Below are 21357 nucleotides of genomic sequence, written 5' to 3'. Positions count from 1 at the left end.
ATAGTATCTACGATAATCAATGATATTAAATTTAATCTATCCATTTAAGGATAAACATAATTTTACTACAAACATAAGATTTAGCATTACAAGTGACTAATGACTCCGAGAGGTTTGTTAATTTTATTTAATTTTTAAAAAATAAAAAATATGTAGTATAGTTTATCAATGTTTTACTTGAGAGTAAATTTATAAATGAATTATCTGGAAATAATTAAGAAGCAAATACAAGTTAAGAAAAGCTTTTAAACTATTATTTCTAACAATAAAGGGGAATTTCATGTGTGATGAAGACGAGAGTATAGGAATAATCTATCCGGATGGAGGAGTCCCTGAAGATCCGGAAGAAGATCCTAAGATAATTGAGTTAAGAAAATTAATAAGTGCAAATCCAACCTTAGATGGTTTTGCAGAGTACCTCGTTAGTATCCCTCAAAAATATAAGGATTATGCAAGCAGAAACCAAACAGGTTTCGTGAGGTATGGAGATATCAAACCGGGAGGAAAAGTTCTGATAGCAGCAAGCAACTTACATGATCCTGAAATTATAAATGCTCTAGTTAGAGCTTTTAGAAAAAAAGGAGTAGGTGTTGTTGATGTCATGATACTTGATGATGGAGAGGATAGGGAGCTTAGATATGATGATGAGATAAACAGAATTTTTAGAAAGGAACCATGGTGGGTAAAACCAAGATGGTATGATTATCAAGAGAGAGTTTTAAATTACGCTAAGGATAATGGTTATGATCTCCTTATTCATGGACGAGGTGGACCTATACCTAAGACCAATGCTAAAGGAGAGCCACTTCCATATAATTTTGAAGCATTTCCATGGCAAAGTAAGGATGCTTTTCTCTCAAAATCTACTATCTTTCCTTCTAAATTAAATTACTTAATAAACGTAAAAACTTGGAAGATGATATATGATTTAGGTAAGGGCGGTAAGGTGAGGCTAACAGATCCAGAAGGTACAGAATTAGAGTTCACATTGAATGAAAAGTATTATGATAGGACATTAGATGAGAGAGGAGGATTTGGTCCAAGACCAGCCTTAGGCCACTTATTTGGACATCCTACTCCCCCCATAATTCCTGAGGAAGATGCTATTGGTGTTATTGCTGGTACCACTTCTCATTTAACTAGACCATTTCCGCAAATAAGAATTTATATCGAGAAGGGTAGGATTCAGAAGATTGAGGGTGGAGGGCCTTATGGTGAGGCTTGGAGAAAGCTACATGAGGAGACTTTAAACATAAAATATCCGGAATTCCCAGATAAAGGTCTATTCTGGTTATGGGAAATGGCAATAGGAACTAATCCTAAAGTTAGAAGACCTAGAAACGTCTTAATGTTAAGTGGGACAAATGAGGTTGAAAGAAGTAGATCTGGCGTTATACATGTTGGTTTCGGAACTAGGTGGAGAGGAGAAAGTGAAAGATGGGCTGCTGCCAACGGTATACCATATGGTCATTTGCATGTTCACTTACTCTTTCCAACATATGAGATAAAGACAAGGACTGGTCAAGAGATTAGGGTTATTGATAATGGGCATTTGACAGCCCTTGATGATCCAGAAGTTAGAGAATTAGCCAAAAAGTATGGTGATCCCGACGAATTATTAAAGGAGGATTGGATTCCTCCAATACCCGGAATTAGCGTACCTGGAAGTTACGAGGAATATGCAAGAGATCCTGCTGAATGGATAAGACATCACGGATAAAAGTCAGTTTAGTCCAAAATTTTTTAATTTATTTTTTAATTCTAGTCTTATAGAGGATATATGACAATAGCCACGAAATAGCAAACGTGATAACTATTATTATGCCAATATTACCCCACCACAAATTCCCATTTATCTCTGAAATTAAGTTCCAGAAGAATCCATTTAAATTAAGTTGTGATTGAACTAATCCTAGCAATTCTAGTGTGCCTACGAGGTATGCTATCAATATCGAAATAGAGGTCATGGTTAAATTATACCATAACTTCTTTATTGGATCCCCTAAAAAAGCCCAGTTGTAAGCATTACTCATGAAGAATCCATCAGTTGCATCTATAAGTGTCATTCCTGCAGTGAATAAGAATGGAAATATGAGCAAGCTCCATAGCGGTACTTTTAAGAAAATTCCTGATGCAGTTGCTGAGATTGCGAGAAGTGCTGTTTCTGATGCTGTATCAAACCCTAAACCAAATAAAAAGCCTATAGGATACATATAATATTGCTTATCTACTATCTTGAAGAGTTTCTTGAAGAATCTGTTCATAAACCCCCTTTTTAATAGAACTTCTTCATATTTCTTATCATCAATATCTTCATTTCTTTTTAATAGTACATATATATTGTAAATTTCTAATAATACCAGCAAATTAAGTAAACCTATGATATATAGGAAACCACCACTTATTAATGTCCCTATAATACTCCCAATATTTTCCAAAGCTGGTATATTGGATGCAATATATCTTGTGGCAACTATTAATATAGATGCCAGGATTATAACCACACTAGAGTGACCCAATGAAAAGAATAAGCCGGTGAAATGAGATGGTTTTTTCTCTTGAACTAACTTTCGTGTGGAATTATCTATTGCAGCTAGATGATCCGCATCTAAGGCATGTCTTAAACCAAGCAAATACGCTAATATACCTAGTGTGAAGAATGTGGCTGTGATGTGAGATTCTCTCACGTTAATTGTAGTGTTTTCAGTTATGCGTGACAAAGAGAGAAGCCAATAAAATAATAATCCAGTTATTATACCCTCACTAACATAAAATGTTCCCATAATGGATAACAAATATTTTTTCATCTTAAGATTAATCCATGTTATCATATATAAAAACTTTCCTACCACTTAGTTAGTCCGTTCCTACCGAACGTTTTTCTTTTAAGACAAGAAGAATTTTCAGTAGTTACAAAAATGCGGGTAGGAAAATATAAAGTGTCATAATCTCTAAATAATGCTACATAAGCGATCATATGTTCATGTAACTTTTCAGAATTAGCATCATATTTGTGTTCTACTCATAAATTAAAATAACGTCCTAAATTTCAATAGCTTAACACAATTGAGGATAAAAGATGCTTTGCAATATGTCTAAGTTTTTCCTAACATTGAGTAAAGTTTATTAGTTATATAGATAAGAACACTATGTGCATGAATATGTCTTCCAGAATTAGTGAGGAATTAAGAAATATCTTAGATGAAATGGCTAAATACAATATTTATGTAGGATTATTCCCAGAAGAGGCTAAGAGGCAAGGGAAGAAATCCATTTTCACGAATTCTCCTGAGCCGATAATAATTCCATATAAGTGGGACTATGAGATAGCTAAAAAATTTCTTTACAGTATTTCTCAATATATATCTCCTAAAGAATCGGAAAGAAGAGTAATACACTTAGTTAACCCTGGCCTTAAAGATACTAAGCCCTTTGACAATTTGGCAATAGCGCCAACTTTAACTGGAGGAATACAATTGATTAAAGCTGGTGAATCCGCTCCAGCTCACAGACATACGCCAACCAATTTGAGATTAATCTTGGAAGCTCCTAATGAAGGTGCGTATATAATTTATGATGGTTACAAGATGAACCTAGAAGTAGGAGATGTATTAGTGCAATCAAATTGGACATTACATGAGCATCATAATGATGGGAAAACTGATTTAATATGGTTCTCTGGTCTTGATAGTCCATTTCTATTATATCTAGGTGCAATCTTTTATCAAAAGAGTGAAGAGAAGTTCCAAACTAGTGAGAAGGGTGATGTGATTTTAGATAGTTTAGGGTATAGTTTAAAGCCTTTAAATATTAATTATCAGTCTTATAATCCCTTAATAAAATACTCCTACTCAAGAACTAAGAAAGCCTTAACTGAGCTTGATGAGCATAATAAAGTAGATGAGAATGAGGGTATTATTGTAGAATATTTAAATCCAGTTAATGGTGGTCCCGCTTTACCAACAATAAGCATAAAAATGAGGCTAATAAGGCCTAAAACTGAATTAAAGCCTTTAAGAAGTACAGAGAATGAGGTATTTATTCCGGTTGAAGGTACTGTTACCTTTGACATAATAGAATCTAGTATAGGTAGTTTACGGCTTGATCTAAAAACGCGTGATCCCATAGTAATACCCTCATGGACAAAATATAGGATAATTAATAATGATGATAAACCAGCAATTGTCTTTTCGTATTCAGATAAGCCAATATTTGATGCCTTCGGATTATATAGGAAGGAAAAATATAAGGAATAAATAACTAGATAAAAAGTCAACCTAGAGTTACATTCCACTTTAACACTCTTTTTTCTATTCTTGATATTATATAATAGAGGGCCATGCCTATTAACGCCACTACTACAACTACAGTATAAAGCTCAACCGTTAAGAAGTTAGAGGCGTAATATTGTGCTAAATACCCTACACCAGTAGTTCCTACGAATTCTTCCGCGGCAATCACATCAGCTAGAACACTTCTAAGGGATATTCTCGCACCTCCTAATACGCTAGGTAAGATTGATGGCAATATTATCTTATAGTAGATCTGATAAGACTTTGCACCATATGATTTAGCAAGGTTTACAAGCTGTGGATCAATGTCTTTAACTCCATACATTACGTTAATTACCATTGGGATAATTCCTCCAAATGCAGCAAACCAGAACTGATATGAGAAACCAAGACCGAAAAGGGTCCAGAATATTGGTATAAATATCGCTTTTGGTATAGAGTAAAGGAGTAGCATATAGGGTTCGAATGTTGATCTTAGATACATAAATAAGCCTAAAAGAAGTCCTATTAATGTCCCTATAACTATCGTAAATATAAATGCTGAGATTGTAATCCATATCGTGAAAAGGATTCTAGTGTATACAAAAGGTTCTCTTAATATATTAGGAGAATTTACTATTACTGAAGAAGGCGGTGCTAGAAATAATGTTGATACTATTCCAGATTGAACAAGGTATTGCCATATAAGGAAGAATATAACTATACTGGCTATCTGAATTGTAGTTATGTAGATAGTTCTTTTTGTTTTAGCTTCCATATCTGAACACCTTTCTTTCAATCATAAGAATTATTCCTAAAAAAAGTGCTGCAAGAAATATTACAACTATAATATAGTCGTACATTAATGGCGTCTCAAAGTTATAGTTAGCTACACTTATTGCAAAACCTAAGCCACCTTTAGACGCAATTACCTCACCTAGTATCACTCCTATGAAAGAAAATACTAACGATAGTCTTAATCCACTCATTATATATGGGGCCAGAGCAGGAATCATTATTTTAGTGAAAACTTGAAAACCATTAGCTCCCATTGATCTTGCTAAGCGAATATATAATTGGTTAAGCTTCTTTGAACCAGAAATGATGTTGATAATTAATGGGAAAACGCCAAATAAGAAACCTAAGGCAATTTTTGACTGAACTCCTAATCCTAAGGTTAGAAATAATACTGGATAATAGATAGAGCCAGGTATTGCGTAGACCAGGTAAATTAAAGGTTCGTAAGCATCACCAACTAGCTTGAAGTATCCTAGGATTAATCCTACAATTAGGCCTACTACTGCACTAAATGCAAATGCTAAACCTAACTCAGTTAAAGTAGTTAGCAATTGTGGAATTAAACCTCCAGGGATTAAACCATTAGTATTAAACAGTTGAGGAAAAGTAGTTATTGCTGACGATAAAGGAGAAAGAACGTATGGGCTTATTAATTTCAAAGTTGGCAATACTTGCCATAGGACTAATATCACTATGAGGACGATAATTCTATATAATAATTCTTTGACCTTCATTAAATCACCTAGCTAATCTCCTCTCTTAATCTGTCCCAAACATATTTCCTTACCCTAACTACATTATCGTCCTCTATTGATCTAGGATGTTCTATATCTATCTTCACAATTTCCTTTATAGTACCTGGTCTACGAGTAAATAATGCAATTTCCGTTGATAGAAGAGCAGCCTCTTGAATACTATGAGTAACGAACACGATAGTTTTCCCAGTTTTTTGCCATATTTTGACTAGATCTAATCCTAACAGAAGACGACTTTGTTCATCTAAATTGGCAAAAGGCTCATCCATTAATAGTATTTCTGGGTCTACAGCTAATGCCCTAGCTATGGCTACTCTTTGTCTCATGCCACCAGATAATTGAGTAGGGTAATAGTCCTCAAATCTGGATAATCCAACTAAGTCAATATATTTCTGGGCTATATCTTTTCTTTCCTTCTTAGGTATACCTCGAATTTCTAATCCAAACTCCACATTTCCCATTACCGTTCGCCATGGTAATAGTGCAGGATCTTGAAAAACTATAGCAATCTTATCTGGTCTAGGTCCTTCAACTTTGGTATTCTCTATATAAACTTCGCCAGCGGAAGGTCTAGTGAGACCCCCAATTATTGATAGGAGCGTTGACTTTCCACATCCACTAGGTCCTATAAATGTTAAAAAGCTTCGTCTTTTAACCTCTAAATTAACATTTCTAAGGACTTCTAATTTAGTACTTGTACTAGAAAAATATTTATGAACGTTTCTAATTCTAATTATAGCCTCACTATCTCCACTCATTATTCTACTTATGTTAAATAAGAATAAAAAGCTTAACTTAACATGGATTTCGTCTGTTGTCTAACAATTTTCATATAAAAAATCAAAATATAATTTTAGCAATCTTTCTTACGTAACTCCATATTTATAATGTAGTATATTTGCAAAAGATTTATTAGTTTATATTTATTCCTTATTTTTAGGTGGTTTAGTTATGATTAGGACTAAGGTGAGGAAAGCTATAAGTAGGACACTAGCAGTAATCATAGCGGTAATTGTAATTATAGTAGCAATAGGAGCAGGACTAGGATACTACTATACTAACGCATCAAATTCCTCACAGAAATTTACTATTGCAATAACACTTGCGGGATCAGATCCTATACCCTTGTATTGGGCATACCAAAATGGACTGTTTCAAAAATATTTACCTCAAGCTACCATAGTAGGGTTTCCATCTGGTGGTGGGTCAGTTATTCATGCGCTAGCTACGGGCAAGGCTCAAATAGGATTTGTAAACACATTTAGTATACTTACTGCTATAGCTGAAGGTGTTCCAATAAAAATTGTTGCTGTATGGGATGATTCTCCATATACTGCTGCAGTTTTAGTTAGAAATGACTCATCATTTTATAATATATCTCAATTAGAAGGGAAAACATTTGCGAATAGTGCCCCGGGAAGTTTTGATACTGTAACTTTAGAACTAATGGCCGGTAAGTTAGGATGGGGAAATAATTATACTCATGTATACGTTGGTTCTCCTAAAGCTCAAATAGCTGCGTTACTTTCCGGAAAAGTAGATGCAACTATTGTAAACGTCTGGGATGTTCAACATTTTATACAAAGTGGACAGCTAAGAGAAATTTATGTTGTTAGCCAAGATTGGCCAGCAGAGTATATAGTAGCTACGGATAGCTTCATAACTCAACACCCTAATATAATCGTAAAAGTGATAGAAGCTACGTATAAAATAATGCAGGATTATTATTCTAATGCAAGTTCTGCTATCCAATTTATGGTAAAATTTGAGAATTTTACTCAAAGTGAGGCCCTAGAATATTTACATACAGTCGTATATGCAACAAATTCGTCTTTGGCATTAATTAACGCTACCGCACTTAAACTTGCGGAAAGCGCATTGATTGATGCTGGTGTATTACCATCTAACTTTACTAACGTACCATTATCTTCAATATATACAAATCAGTTTGTTCAAATGACAAGTAATATAAGTCCAACTGTGGGGTTAATTGATGGAATTTTAGCAATAATGGAAAACAGAATTTCCTTTTAATCCCTTATTTTTATATAACCTTTTACCGCTTGAATGGCTTCTAATACTTTCAAGTTTAAGTATTCTAATTAGTATTATAATTTTAATCTATTTAAAAATCAATCTATACGACCGAAAATTTTATAAACCTAATTATAAATGATTTTTTATGTATTATGATATAGTGATAATAGGTACTGGAGCTGCTGGAATGTCAGCAGCAGTTACTGCAATGGAATATGCAAGGTTAAATAACAAGAAAGTAAGTATACTGATGCTTGAGAAAATGGGTGAAGATATGTGGGGTGGTAATAGTAGATATACGACAGCGAACATGAGGTTCATTGATGAAGAGCACTTTGATCCAAACATTGAGGAAACGTTCAAAAAGTTTTCTAAGGGAAAAGCAAATATGGATCATGTGAAGGTGATAGCTAATAATGCTGTAGATACTATAAAATGGTTAAAATCATTAGGGGTTCAATTTGAAAATAGAACTGGAAGATGGGCTGGTCACGGTCTTCCTAGGATTGGTCCAGTTGGTGGAGGTCTGGCCATAATCTCCACATTAAGGAAATATGCTGAAAGTTATGGTGTAAAAATTCTCTTCAATACTACAGCCTGGAAGTTATCTTTAGATGAAGAGGGCAGAGTTAATGGAGTCTGGGTAAGAGATGAAAGGGGTAAGAGTTATAGAATTGGTGCTAAAGCGATAATATTAGCATGTGGTGGATTTGAGGGAAACTACGAAATGTTAGTAAGATACATTGGGAGAGAAGCTACGAACTTAGTTATGGATAATCCAGCAACACCTATACATCAAGGAGAATGTATAAACATGGCCCTAGAGATAGGGGCTAAAACTTCAGGTGATTTTGGTAATTGGCACGGCGCAGTGATAGATGTTAGAAGTAAAGCGTATAGGCCGAGAGTAGATCTCTATTTCTTTGGCATTATGGTTAATAAAGATGGTAAGAGATTTATGGATGAAAGCGGAATGGGCGATATTCATGACTCTTTTGAGGTAGCTGCGAGAAAAGTATTTGAACAGCCAGATCATATGGCCTTTATAATTTTCGATAATAAGGTATATTCTATCCCTAACTATAAGTCTCTAGTTTGGACTGATCTACCTCCTATAGTCGCCAATAATTTAGAAGAATTGGCTGAGATGCTAAATAAAGAATGGGGAGTAAATAAAGAGAATCTATTACGAACTATTAGAGAGTTTAATAGTTCTGTACAACCCGGTGAATTTAATCCAAATATTCTAGATGGTAAACACACTAAGGGAATAGATCCTCCTAAGTCTAATTGGGCTTTAAAAATAGATGAACCTCCATATATGGCGTATCCAGTTACTGCTACTGTGCAGTTTACATATGGTGGGCTTGCTACAGATACTAATGCGAGAGTGTTAGATACTAATGAGAAACCAATTTTGGGATTATATGCTGCAGGAGAGATAGTAGGCTTGTACTATCATAGATATCCCGGCGCTACATCAGTTTTAAGGGCCTTAATATTCGGTAGAATAGCAGGAATAAATGCAGTGGATTATGTGACTGAGGAAAAATAAATTTCCTTATCATTATTTTTGTTAACTTTTATTTTTAAAATTTTTTATAGCGTCCTTTCTTTATATACATGGAGAATAAAGAGGATCAACGTAAATTTACAAAAAATCCTCAAAAAAAGTAAATAGTTTGTGGAGCGTTCAGTAATAAATCTTATAGTAAGTATCTGTAGAGTTAACGTTAAAATTGTAATGCTCATTACAGTGTAACTATGCCCTCAAAAAAGAGAAAGTACAAAGAAAATCTTATGATTAAAAATGTCATGTATCTTGAGTTTCCTTTGCGAAAATTTCCCTAGGATTATACATTTTATCTATTATCCCTTGCTCATAAGAATATCTTATAAATGTTTCTATAGTCTTATAATTCTTAGATACCCCGTATGGCCAAAAGTCATCACCGGAGATACTTCTCATGATTTCAAAATCGTTCTGTATCCATGGGGCAAACATATATGCGACACCAAACTGCGATACGTTATATATTTCATTAAACGCAATATTCTTAGCCTCTTCGAATGCCTTATACAAGTTGTAGGCTACCCAGGGATATTTTTCATAAATATCCCTTCTTATCACAATTATGTGCATAATTGGATATATTTCAGTCTTTCTATAAAATTCTATCTCAGTTTCCCTATAGTTTTCAAATAGTCTCTTAACGTTAGACCCCCTGAGAAAACTAGAAGGTGCCTGCGCACTGTATACTGCATCTATCTCCCCCTTATCTAACATTTCTGATAAAGTTTTACCTTGTGGTAATCTTTCGATCTTTATTCCTTGTTTTACTTTCAACATATCTGTCTCTGCCATTCTCCTAGATACTTCCTTATTTTCCAATGGGCCAACATAATAGGTTACTGAATCATACGGAACTCCATAATACTCATTTAGAATACCCTTAATCCAAATTGCAGCAGTTTGTCTCCATTCAGGTACGCCAACCCTTTTTCCCCTTAGATCCTTAGGATCATTAATACCACTATTCTTATTAATATATATTGACCTATGTCTAAACATTTTAGAAGGAAATACTGGAATGGCAACAAAGGGAGGATTAGGCGAATTTAGCGATTCCAAGTACCCTCCAAATGACATTTCAGAAATCTCAAATTCTCTATTTTTTATCATTCTCGAAAAGGTCTCTTGCACCCACAATGGTAAATAATTTAACTCTATACCTTCTGGTTGTACCTTACCTAATAATAGTGGTAATGTTCTATCGTATATGTAACACGCTAAAGTTAACTTTACCCTTGACATTGCAGATATACTACACTTCCTAAACCATATAAATCTTTCGTTAATGTTTAGCATTATAATATAATATATCTAATTAATTCTAGTTAAATAATTTAATATTGTAGTTTAATAGAGGCATCATTGCAAAGAAAGATGTTAAGAATTCCTAAAGTTGCTTTTTAGAAATCTTTCGAAATTAACGTAGTTTAGATACGTTATAAATTACGATAGTTTCCAGATGTATCATGAAGTATTATCAGCTATATCATTTTTTGATTTTAAAATTCTTTTTCATGAATTTATCGTACATAGAAACCCGAAAATCTTATATTTTTTCAAAGCTGTGTTTAAGTATGCCACAGAAGTTAGTTAATGAACTCCATAAACAAGACTATTTTGTGGATTTCGCTAAATCGGAAGGTGTACCATTATACGATGATTTCCATGTAGACCTTTTGCAAGCGAAGACATCATATTGGGAAAGGTTCGGAGTCAATGGAGCTTGGGTGTATTTAAAGGGTGCTTCTGCACTAGACGCTGCGTATATTCTTGATGTACCACCTCAATCTTCTACTAAGCCTCAAAGGTATCTTTTGGATGAGGTAGTAGTAATATTAGATGGTGAAGGATATACGGAAATTTGGTATAACGATGATGCTAATGTTAAGGTAGAATGGAGAAAATGGACTTTATTTAAGATACCTCATAATGCCTTATTTAAGCATGTTAACGTTAGCAAAGATAAAGAAGCAAAAATATTATCGGTAACGCAGTTACCATTAATAATAAACGCAGCAAGGGATAATGATCTAATATTCAATAGTTCACACATTTCTAAAGAATTTTTAGAATTAATTAAAAATAATGAGTATCTTAAAAGTAGCGGAATTATGGAAACACCAAAAGGTGTACTATGGAAAGGTTTTGTGCTACATAATATTGCATCACTAGAATTACCTCACTCAAAGTATTTTGGCTCTAGAGGAACGGGTACGAGAGGTGTTAATCTAGATTTAGGTCCAGGCTTAATGGCACATATATCAGAGATGCCAGCTTTTACATATAAGAAGGCTCACGTCCATGGTCCCAGTGCTACAATATTAATATTAAAAGGCGAAGGTTATTCGTTAATGTGGTACGGTTCAACTAAATGGAGTGAAGCATGGGAAAAGGTTAAAATTGATTGGAAACCAGGATTTCTATTTATACCACCAGATAAGTGGTTCCATCAGCATTTTAATGTGAGTGCAGAACCAGCTAGATATTTAGCAATACATTCACCCATAGGTCATATAGGCGAACAAAACTTCATTCAAATAGAATATTATGAGGAGGATCCAGAGATAAGGAAGATGTATGAATACGAAATGAGTAAACGTGGACTTAAGTCTCAGATGAAGCCAGAACTATATCAAAAGATGTAATTTTTTCTATAGTTATAATAAAAAATTTCTCCCTTTCCAATTTATTAACCTAAGATTGATCCATTGTAGTATGTTATGTCCATTGGTGCTATAGGGGCGAATTCAGTAGTGTAAAAATCCGATAATGGTGGTACAGTAGTAACATTTATTACATGTGTTTCCTGTAAGAACTGAAGTTCTAGTTGAATACCTCCAGGATATATTTCACCATTTGTAGAGTAATAGTCTGTCTTTAAGAATAGCGTAGCTAGTGAAGGTGTGAATTTATAATTATTAATCATGAAATAGTACGTGGAGTTATTGATATTTTCATCAAAATATGTATTTAACATAAATAGTACTTGTAATACTTTGCGAACTTCTGCTGGATGCTGCTGTACAAAGGATTTAGTTGCTACCACCACCCATAGAGGCCATGATTCAGGAATATAATCTACTACTCTAAATTCACTAGTGTTAAGTACTTGTGGTTCTACTAATGGGGCAACTGCAGTAGCAGCTACTTTGCCAGTTAAAACTGCAGCCAGTTGAGCTGGTACAGAACCTACGTAAACCTCTGTATAATTGTTACCCCAATGCTCCTCATTAAAAAGAATATGCATTACTATATCATCGAAACTCCCAGGACCGCTACTTGCAAAAGATTTACCCTCTAACTGGCTTACGTTATAATAGGGAGATTTTGCATTTACTACTATTGCAAAATTAATTGGTGTTGGTTCAAATGTTGCAACAATCACTATTGGCGCTCCTTCTGCTATTGCAGTAACTGCATTATCTTCAACGACGATTCCCATTTGGACAGACCCACTTTCCATTGCGTGAATAACTGCAGCACTACCTGCAGGGAAAAGTTGAAAACTGACAAATGGTAGATATTTTTTAAATGCTCCACTCAGCGTTCCATTTAATAATGGCGCTAAATATGCATGCTCATGAAAATCTACTGTTCCTATAGTTATAGGTATAAAAGAATTTGATGCATTTGATACGTTAGTATAGTAGTATCCTAGTCCTGCTCCTATTGCTACTATAATTACAATTACTGCTATGATTACTGCTAGTGCCCTACTTATAGCTTTCCTCACTTTAGCACTAATCATAACTAAACCACCTAAAATAAGGAATAAATATAAACTAATAAATCTTTTGCAAATACTTTAACGAAAATTAAAAATGCTTATATCAAATAATGATTTAAATTTAATTATTAAATCACAAAGTTAAAACGAAAGCTTTTTTAAGTTAGTCCAGCATTTACATTTATGTCTTATGTAGACATAAGAGATCTAGGAAAGAAACGTTCTTCCTCAGAAATACCCCCAGAAATCTTCGATCTATATAAGAAAATCATGGAGCAGAAAAAGAATTCAAGGATATTAATAAAGTCTAGCGAGATAAAGTGGATAGAAAAAGGGAGACAAGTAGCTAAAAGTGCAAAGGTAATAGATCCTGAAAATGGTTTCACAAATAGTATAGTAAATATAGGTCTAGGTGAAATTCCTCCACATGGTCATACTGGTAAGCACAAGCACACTGAAGCCTACATTTATATAGTTAAAGGAAAGGGATATAGCATTATAAATGAGAAAAGATATGATTGGGAAGCTGGTGATTTCCTTTACATTCCACCGGATACATATCATCAACATTTTAACGATAGTGACGAACCTGCAGTATATTTAAGAGTAATTCCAGGTCCACTAATAGTGAATCTGATGGCGATATTGGCAGCGTTAAATGTGAACTTAGAAGGAATGCTACATCAAGCGGAAACAGCTCCAGAATACGCTGGACCTAAGCCTAAAGTGTATTTCGATGAACTATAAAAGAGTATTTTAGAAAAAACTTAAAAACAACATATTTAAAAAATTATTATTCTTCTTTTTTCTCCCTCATAAAGCCCAGTGCTTTAAAGACTGGTTCATCTGAGTAGGAGAATACTATTAAATTCTCGTTACTATCGTTTCTAATACTATATTTCTTCCATGATGGTATAGCTATCACATCATATGGTTCCACTACGTATTTTTGCCCTTCTATTTCAAATGTTCCCGATCCCTCAAATACTATGAATATTCTATTTTCTGTTCTCCTAATTGGTTTTAACTCATCTTTACCCCTAATTAACCTTATTTTCAATGACATCGTGGGAAATGCAGGAGAGCCATTTGTTGGATTAATGTACTCTAGTTCAATACCATAATAAGGATCTCCTTTACCTTTCCCTGCTAATCTAACTAATGAATTACGTATTAAACTATAAGGATAATAGAACAACGGATTATCAGATGAAGGCAGATGAGATGGCAATGTTTCAAAGGTCGGTTTCACACCTAGGTATTTTGCCATTACATCTTCGTTAGTATTTTCTATCTTTTGATATTTATCGACATTTACATCACCGAAATCTTGATAAAATACTCCTCCTAGCCAATAAGCCGTTATAACATCTAGACCATCAAACCATATGGCGTAGCTACTACCTTCATTATGATGATCATGCCATGTCCAATTCGGTGTCAAAATTACATCTCCAGGTCTCATCGGCAATTTGTGACCTTCAACTATAGTGTATGCTCCTTCAGAGGGTGATTCTAAGACAAATCGGAAAGCGTTAGCAGTATGCCTATGCGTATAGGCCCTCTCTCCGGGTTTTAACATTTGTATACCTCCTCTTAATGTAGGTAATGTAGCAGCGGCAATTGCTGGGAAATACTGTTTTAACCCTGGATTTACAAAATTTATATTTCGCCTTTCTGCCTCTTCTGGTGGTAGGATTTCAGCTAATTCCAATAATCTTTCTTTTGCTAGCTTATATTTCCATACATATGGTACAGCTACGTGCGTTGGCTCTTTAGTAAATCTGAAAACTGAAGTAGAATATTTAGGATGAGTGGCAGCAAAAAATGTCGTTAAATATTCTTTATCAATTTTGCTTATAAAATCTTTTATTTTAGATTCCCATCCTTCAACCATACTAACTCATCTCGTACTTTCCTTTGAAATAATAGCTAAAAAAGTTTATGTACAAACTCTAGTTGACTTTAACATTAACACCATTTATTAATCTATTTATCTTAAAATTTGCTTTCCGAGGTATTTATGAGCAATCGTAGTTCAGGAGGCGATTTTTATTATATCGAGAATGTGAAAAACAATATAAATTTTGATGAAATGTGACAGAAAGTAAATTAGTCGTAAGAGAATCTTCAATATTGACGCCAATTTATACAATAATTGAAAGTTATGATACGAAATACGATAATTCATTAATATTTTACAAATTACAAGAATTTTTTATGTATGAATTAAAAAATTTTATATCTTATTGCATTTATAATTAAGTAAAAACATCTATGTTATAACAGGTACAAATTCGTCGGTATATGTATCATTAGCAGTAATCGTTGTGTTCGTAATTATTCCTAGTTCCCTATAAGTATTAATCAGAACTTGTATAGCAGTAGCATTAATAGCACCGTTAGTTGAAAACACAACTTGCTTAAATAACACATTATATGCATATGATGGTTCCATGATATTCTTATAATAGTTTATCAAGAATTTAACAGTCTCATTGTTTAAATTTTCCTCATATATCTGATCCCCTTTTAGGATTGCCATTACTGCAGCTTTAACTGCGGTAGGGTTTTGTTGCAGGAAACTTTTAGTTGTAAATATCGAGAACATAGGCCATGCATATGTGAAATTATATATCACCCTTAACGTACCATTTTCAATTAATTTAGGAGCATCAAATGAACCTATATTGGTAAATGTTGCCGCACCACTTACAACAGCGGCAATTTGGGCACTAAATGAACCTACGTAGGATATTTTAAAGTGTAAGTGATGAGTAAGTTCCAAATATTCTAGTGCTATGGTATCTAAGCTACCTGGTGCACTATTAGCTGAAGTTGTACCATTAAGCTGAGCCAAACTAGTTATATTTGAAGTACTCTTTACTACAACATATCTTATTGCAGGTGTTACTCTGAATGTTGCTAGTATTACTAAGGGTGCACCTTGACTAATAGCAACTACTATAGCATCAGTTCCTGCGATACCTATTTGCACTGTGCCGCTTTCAACAGCGTGAATTACTGCACTGCTTCCTGCGGGAAAATCTTCAAAATTAATGTTTGGATCATATTGTTTAATAATTGAAGATATATTATTTTCCATAAAAGCCCATGCTGCCATATCTGGATGTGATGCCGAAACAGCACCTATAGTTATTGGCGTTGTAGATATTGGCAATGTAGATGTCGATGTAGTTGTAGTGGTTACTGGTGTTGTTCTCGATGAATAGTAATATCCTAATCCTGCACCAATTGCAACTATGATTATTATGACTGCAATAACTATGGCTAACGTCCTACTTATAGCTTTCCTCACTTTAGCACTAACCATAACTAAACCACCTAAAAATAAGGAATAAATATAAACTAATAAATCTTTTGCAAAGGTATCTTAGTAATTTATTTTGTCTAAATAAATTATAAATATCATATATCACTTTCATAATAAAAGAGATGCAATAGTATACTAATATAGTAAATTACATTAGCATGGGAAGTGTTAAAAAAGTATTATGTACTTTAGCCTTTAACAGCCACTAATTTCATGTTAGAATCTTTATGATAACAGTATGATAATTATCTAAAAATGCAAGATTATGTAAACTATCGTAATTAAGTACTCAATTTTCATTGTTATGAGATAATTTTCGTTGTAACTGATTGTCAGAAGGTATTATCATCATCCTACTCCATAAAATCTCAAATAATTTAGAGGCATTCACCTATAGGTAAGAGCTTTTGCTATTTTGTATTTTCAATGATCTCATAACATATATATTATTCCAAAGAAATATAGTGAGTTTGAAGAATCTTTAACGCATTCGTATTTATAATTAAAGGAAAATACGACTTGTCATATCAAGTAATGTAAATTAAACTGTTTTGCTAAAAATAATATATTTATTTTTTAAATCATAGTGAGTAGGACGCTCTAATGATTAAGGCATCACATGCTTCGCCTCTAACAATTTAACTATTTTTCCATAACTTGTCTAAGGCTGAAGACAAGGTTGAATTTTCCGTAAACACTTATCCCTCTCTCTTGACCTTTATGATCTCATTGTGTAAAAATCGGAGGAGGAGGTTAAATCTTTATCATAATCTTTAACCATAAAATTCCTCTTCTTCGTCTCATGATATTTTTCTTTTGCTACATCTCCCAGTTTGGTAGTATTATTTATTTAAAGTTCAAGTATATTAAGTAACTATAAGCGTATGTTTTCATGAAAATTTTTAAACATGCTAGAGTAGATATAATAAGGTCACATGGGTAAAGGTGATAATAATGAGTTTAAGCTCTAAAAATTTAACTATAAATGGAACTGAAATTTCATTTTATGACTTAGGTCAAGGTGGGGATAAGACCATAGTATTTTTACATAGTTTTAATCATTCAAAGTTAATGTGGATTTACCAATTTCCAGATTTTGTAAAAGCCGGATACAGAGTTATAGCCCCAGATTTCAGAGGGCACGGGGATAGTTTATATACACCCGGTAAGATAAGTATGGAAATTTTTGCCAAAGATATAGTCGAATTATTACAAGAGCTCAATGTAAAAAAAGCCGTAATAGTAGGTTCTTCTATGGGTGGATTTGTGGCGTTTAATATATGGAGAATTGCTAACGATATGATAAGTGGGTTAATTTTGGCTGGTACGAAAGCTCATCCAGATGGGGAAAATGAAAAAAGCAGAAGAACAAATCAAATTAAGATTTTAAAGGAAAAAGGAATAAGAGAATTTGTAAATTCGTTTGCGCCTAAAAGACTTTCTAAATACACAGTAGAACATAAGCCATGGGTGGTTGATTTAGTCAGAGTTATGAGCATGAGTATGGAAAAAGAAGCCATAATAGAGACTTTACAAGCTTTAATGAATAAAAGCGATGATACTAAAATCCTTAAAGATATAAATGTACCTACACTCATTGTATGTGGTAAAGAAGATACATTCACTCCTTGTAATTACTCTCAATATATGCATGAAAATATAGAAAAATCTAAACTAATTATCCTGGAAAATGCAGCACATATGTGTGTAATGGATCAGCCGGAAAGTTTTAATGAAATATCTCTACATTTTCTAAGAGAAAGTAACTTGTAAAAGAAGTTTTATTTTTTATATTAAAAGAATATATGAATATTTTTAGCCTATACGGTATTTGTGAGTGTTGTAACTTAGGGTCTAATTTTAATCATTGAGGGAAACATGAAAATTCTTATACTTTTTGAAAAATATGTACACCAAGAATTTCTAGGTAAATGTGTTAAATTTTCTCTAAAATCAATAATAAATACCTATAATACTAACTATGAAAAGCATAGATTATTTCCATAAATTTCACGATGATATTGAGAAATATTTCCTATACCTCTGTTAAGAGAATAATATGATATTATGATGTAAAAATTCTACCTAATTATCAAACTATAGAAATCTCGATTTATTTATTAAAAAATTTTAATAAATTACTAGCATTAAGCGGTGCAAAATATTTTTATATTCACTAATATATCAGCATATTAGTGGTCATATATGTCAAATAAGCCAGAGGAAATAAAGGATCTTAACATAATAGATTGTGATTCGCACTTAATCGAATCACCAGAGGATTTTAATGAATTTTTAGAACCAGGATATAAACTACCAATGATAGTCAAAGATGTTGAGTCAGAAACTAGATATTGGGTTTTTGATGGCAAGTTATATACTAGACCATATGGGTTTGCTGGAGGGCAAATCAGAGGATTAATAGATCACACTTACCATCCAAAGTGGGGGTTACTAAATCCTAAGCTTAAAGCTAAGAATTTCTCCCTAAACGACATTAAAGGCAGACTTACCGATTTAGATGAAATGGGAGTAGATTTTCAAGTAGTTAATCCTACATCAGGTCTCATAGTATATAATTTAAGAGATAAACATTATGCTGCGGCGTTAGCGAGAGCTTATAATAATTACGTAGCATCTAGAATTAAGAAAAGCGAAACCAATAGAATTTATGCCAATGCCATTGTTCCCTTACAGGACGTAAACGAAGCCATTAGAGAGTTGGAGAGAGTTAAGGATTTAGGTGTCTTCAAAGGAGTTGCTATTCCTTCTTTTGTATCACAAGGTAATTTTTATGCTGATAAACCTATTTATCATGAGGACTTCTTTCCATTCTTAAAAAAAGCTGCTGAATTAAATATGCCAGTAGCTATTCACGTGATTCCCGCGGTATCAGATATGCCCTTTATGTATCTGTTCTACAATTGGCTTCAAGTTAGAACATTTGGATTTTCGCTAGCAGCTATGATAGCATTAACTGGGTTAATTAGTGAGGGATTCTTTGAAAGAATACCCAGCTTGAAAGTTATCTTTACGGAAACTGGTGTAGGGTGGTTGCCATATTGGAGCTGGTGGTTAGATGAGAATTTAGAAAAAATAAATACTATAAGGAAATCCTATTTAGAAGTCCTAGGAATGGATCCTTATCCATACGTGAAGAAATTGGCCTCAGAATATATTAATGCAGGCAATGTATATATTACAGTAGAAACAGATGATGATCCAGATCTTCTGAGACTAGCAGTAAATAAGTTAAACTTAGAAAACAATATCCTATTTGCAACTGACTATCCTCATATTGCTGATATCAACTATTATCCAGATAATCTAAACATATTTATAGAGAGTGTGGCTAAGCCAGCTGGACTTACAAAATCTCAAATAGAAAAAATACTTCAAAATAACGCACAGCAGTTATTTGAACTGAAATTATAAAATTCTTTTTTACACTTCTTTTTACATTAATCTTTATTAGGGTCCAATGGTTTAATAATTTATGGGGTATGGAGAAAATGAGTAAAGGAAGGAGGGATGAGATAGAGATAAATACTAGGGAAAGAATTAAGGTGGCCATTGCAGCAATGGTTGGATCAATAGTAGATTGGTATGATTTCTTTCTAGCAGCTACAGTTTCAGCAATAGTCTGGCCAGTAATCTTCTTCAACTATTTAGCAGGCCCGGCTGCATTAGCTGCATCAGTAATCACATATATTGCAGGTTACTTTACAAGACCAATTGGAGCGTTCGTATTTGGAAACTATGGGGATATGTTAGGAAGGAAGGTTATGTTAATAGTCACACTTATATTAACTGGTGGTTCATTAATAGGAATAGGGCTTACACCTGGCTATGCTCAAATAGGCATACTTGCGCCAGCTTTGATATTGCTATTTAGGCTAATTTACGGTTTTGGTATGGGAGGTGAATATGGTGGGGCACAAACTATAATTACTGAGTTCTCCGCTAACACTAAATGGAGGGGCTTATGGAACAGTATAGTAGGAAGCTCATTGCCCATAGGTAACGCTTTAGCTCCCTTAGCCTTTTTAGTATTATTGGATACCTATGGTATTAAGGAATTTATTGCATTTGCATGGAGAATAGGGTTCTATTTTGGTGCTGTAGTCTTAATAGTAGGAATAGGGCTTAGATATATGATTTCTGAAACACCTCTCTTTACTAGGCTAAAACAAGAAGGTAGAATAGAGAAATCACCTGCAATTAAGTTATTTAGAAAGTATTGGAAAATCCTATTACCTGCATGCTTTTTGAACGCACCACTCATAGCCGTTGCGTTATCTGAGGCAGGTGGTCCAATACCCATAGCATTTGTTCAAGCGCTTAAACTTCCCATTCAAGATATATTATTAGCACAATTTGTAGGTTATATTATCGGCGCTATTTTTACTATTTTATCCGGTTTGGCTAGTGACTATATAGGGAGAAAGACTATGCTATTACTATCATTAGTTACGTCCGTTGCAATAAGTTATCCTGCTTGGCTTCTATTACGGAGTGGTAGCCTTCCCTTAATGATATTGGAGCAAGTGTTGGTTGTTGTATTTTCAGTAAGTTTAGGTACTACGTCTGCCCTTACGGCATTTTACATGGAAATATTCCCAACAAGATATAGATATTCAGGTGGAGGTTTCGCATTCCAAGTTGCTAGCCTAATAGGGTCGGCAATTGCAGGCGTGCTTTATCCAATTTTCCTAGTAACGTATAAAGGTCCCTTAAACGCATGGCCTATAATAGCATTAGGTAATGTGATACTAGGCATAATAGGTATAATAGTAGTAGTGACGCTCATAATTGAGACCAGAGGTAAGCAACTAGAGGATTAATTCATTTTCTTTTATTTA

Annotated in this window: 17 protein-coding genes; 9 read left to right on the top strand and 8 right to left on the bottom strand. The window is 33.7% G+C overall.

Annotated elements, in window-relative coordinates:
• The first annotated feature begins 280 nt into the window (after positions 1-280).
• Complete coding sequence (locus V6M85_RS03530) at positions 281-1720, top strand: hypothetical protein (protein WP_338603052.1); 1440 nt, start codon at positions 281-283, stop codon at positions 1718-1720.
• Positions 1721-1748: 28 nt separating this feature from the next.
• On the opposite strand, the gene V6M85_RS03525 is transcribed toward V6M85_RS03530, so the two are convergent.
• Positions 1749-2807 carry a HoxN/HupN/NixA family nickel/cobalt transporter gene (locus V6M85_RS03525; RefSeq protein ID WP_338603049.1) on the bottom strand — a complete coding sequence of 353 codons (1059 nt, stop codon included), beginning with the start codon at positions 2805-2807 and terminating at the stop codon, positions 1749-1751.
• Between the two features lie 354 nt (positions 2808-3161).
• On the opposite strand from V6M85_RS03525, the gene V6M85_RS03520 reads away from it, so the two are divergent.
• Positions 3162-4256 carry a hypothetical protein gene (locus V6M85_RS03520; RefSeq protein WP_338603047.1) on the top strand — a complete coding sequence of 365 codons (1095 nt, stop codon included), beginning with the start codon at positions 3162-3164 and terminating at the stop codon, positions 4254-4256.
• Between the two features lie 16 nt (positions 4257-4272).
• Here the strand turns inward: V6M85_RS03520 and V6M85_RS03515 are convergent, their stop codons facing one another.
• From V6M85_RS03515 to V6M85_RS03505, 3 genes are read right to left on the bottom strand one after another with little or no spacing between them, the layout of a single operon-like run.
• On the bottom strand, positions 4273-5049 hold the full coding sequence (locus V6M85_RS03515; RefSeq protein ID WP_338603044.1) for an ABC transporter permease: 777 nt from the start codon (positions 5047-5049) through the stop codon (positions 4273-4275).
• Positions 5039-5803, bottom strand: coding sequence for an ABC transporter permease (locus V6M85_RS03510; protein ID WP_338603042.1), 765 nt, complete (start codon positions 5801-5803; stop codon positions 5039-5041). The genes V6M85_RS03515 and V6M85_RS03510 overlap by 11 nt, the downstream gene beginning before the upstream one ends.
• An 8-nt stretch (positions 5804-5811) precedes the next feature.
• Positions 5812-6582, bottom strand: a complete 771-nt coding sequence (locus V6M85_RS03505; RefSeq protein WP_338603039.1) for an ABC transporter ATP-binding protein — start codon at positions 6580-6582, stop codon at positions 5812-5814.
• Positions 6583-6775: 193 nt separating this feature from the next.
• Here V6M85_RS03505 and V6M85_RS03500 point away from each other — a divergent pair, with 193 nt between their 5' ends.
• Together V6M85_RS03500 and V6M85_RS03495 are read left to right on the top strand one after the other, a co-directional pair.
• Positions 6776-7858 carry an ABC transporter substrate-binding protein gene (locus tag V6M85_RS03500; protein WP_338603036.1) on the top strand — a complete coding sequence of 361 codons (1083 nt, stop codon included), beginning with the start codon at positions 6776-6778 and terminating at the stop codon, positions 7856-7858.
• A gap of 148 nt (positions 7859-8006) precedes the next feature.
• Positions 8007-9416: an FAD-binding protein gene (locus tag V6M85_RS03495; protein WP_338603034.1), complete on the top strand. Its 1410-nt coding sequence runs from the start codon at positions 8007-8009 to the stop codon at positions 9414-9416.
• Between the two features lie 258 nt (positions 9417-9674).
• On the opposite strand, the gene V6M85_RS03490 is transcribed toward V6M85_RS03495, so the two are convergent.
• Positions 9675-10676, bottom strand: a complete 1002-nt coding sequence (locus tag V6M85_RS03490; RefSeq protein ID WP_338603032.1) for an ABC transporter substrate-binding protein — start codon at positions 10674-10676, stop codon at positions 9675-9677.
• 332 nt (positions 10677-11008) lie between these two features.
• On the opposite strand from V6M85_RS03490, the gene V6M85_RS03485 reads away from it, so the two are divergent.
• On the top strand, positions 11009-12079 hold the full coding sequence (locus V6M85_RS03485; RefSeq protein WP_338603030.1) for a hypothetical protein: 1071 nt from the start codon (positions 11009-11011) through the stop codon (positions 12077-12079).
• Positions 12080-12123: 44 nt separating this feature from the next.
• On the opposite strand, the gene V6M85_RS03480 is transcribed toward V6M85_RS03485, so the two are convergent.
• A complete protein-coding gene (locus tag V6M85_RS03480; RefSeq protein ID WP_338603027.1) occupies positions 12124-13182 on the bottom strand; it encodes an ABC transporter substrate-binding protein in 1059 nt (352 codons plus the stop codon).
• Positions 13183-13344: 162 nt separating this feature from the next.
• Here V6M85_RS03480 and V6M85_RS03475 point away from each other — a divergent pair, with 162 nt between their 5' ends.
• Positions 13345-13908, top strand: a complete 564-nt coding sequence (locus tag V6M85_RS03475; protein WP_338603024.1) for a cupin domain-containing protein — start codon at positions 13345-13347, stop codon at positions 13906-13908.
• A 46-nt stretch (positions 13909-13954) separates the two neighbouring features.
• Here V6M85_RS03475 and V6M85_RS03470 read toward each other — a convergent pair whose 3' ends face one another.
• Positions 13955-15058, bottom strand: coding sequence for a cupin domain-containing protein (locus V6M85_RS03470; protein WP_338603022.1), 1104 nt, complete (start codon positions 15056-15058; stop codon positions 13955-13957).
• Between the two features lie 378 nt (positions 15059-15436).
• Complete coding sequence (locus tag V6M85_RS03465) at positions 15437-16495, bottom strand: ABC transporter substrate-binding protein (protein ID WP_338603020.1); 1059 nt, start codon at positions 16493-16495, stop codon at positions 15437-15439.
• Between the two features lie 954 nt (positions 16496-17449).
• Here V6M85_RS03465 and V6M85_RS03460 point away from each other — a divergent pair.
• The 3 genes from V6M85_RS03460 to V6M85_RS03450 all read left to right on the top strand — a co-directional run bounded on the left by V6M85_RS03460 (position 17450) and on the right by V6M85_RS03450 (position 21339).
• Entirely contained in the window at positions 17450-18268 is an 819-nt protein-coding gene (locus V6M85_RS03460; protein WP_338603018.1) for an alpha/beta hydrolase, read from the top strand.
• 432 nt (positions 18269-18700) lie between these two features.
• The gene (locus V6M85_RS03455) at positions 18701-19930 is read left to right on the top strand and encodes an amidohydrolase family protein (RefSeq protein WP_338603016.1); all 1230 of its coding nucleotides are present in this window, start codon (positions 18701-18703) and stop codon (positions 19928-19930) included.
• A gap of 77 nt (positions 19931-20007) precedes the next feature.
• The gene (locus V6M85_RS03450; protein ID WP_338603014.1) at positions 20008-21339 is read left to right on the top strand and encodes an MFS transporter; all 1332 of its coding nucleotides are present in this window, start codon (positions 20008-20010) and stop codon (positions 21337-21339) included.
• Positions 21340-21357 lie beyond the last annotated feature (18 nt).

Source organism: Sulfolobus tengchongensis, assembly GCF_036967215.1.
Taxonomy (GTDB): domain Archaea; phylum Thermoproteota; class Thermoprotei_A; order Sulfolobales; family Sulfolobaceae; genus Saccharolobus; species Saccharolobus tengchongensis_A.
This window is presented reverse-complemented; position numbering and strand designations above follow the sequence as displayed.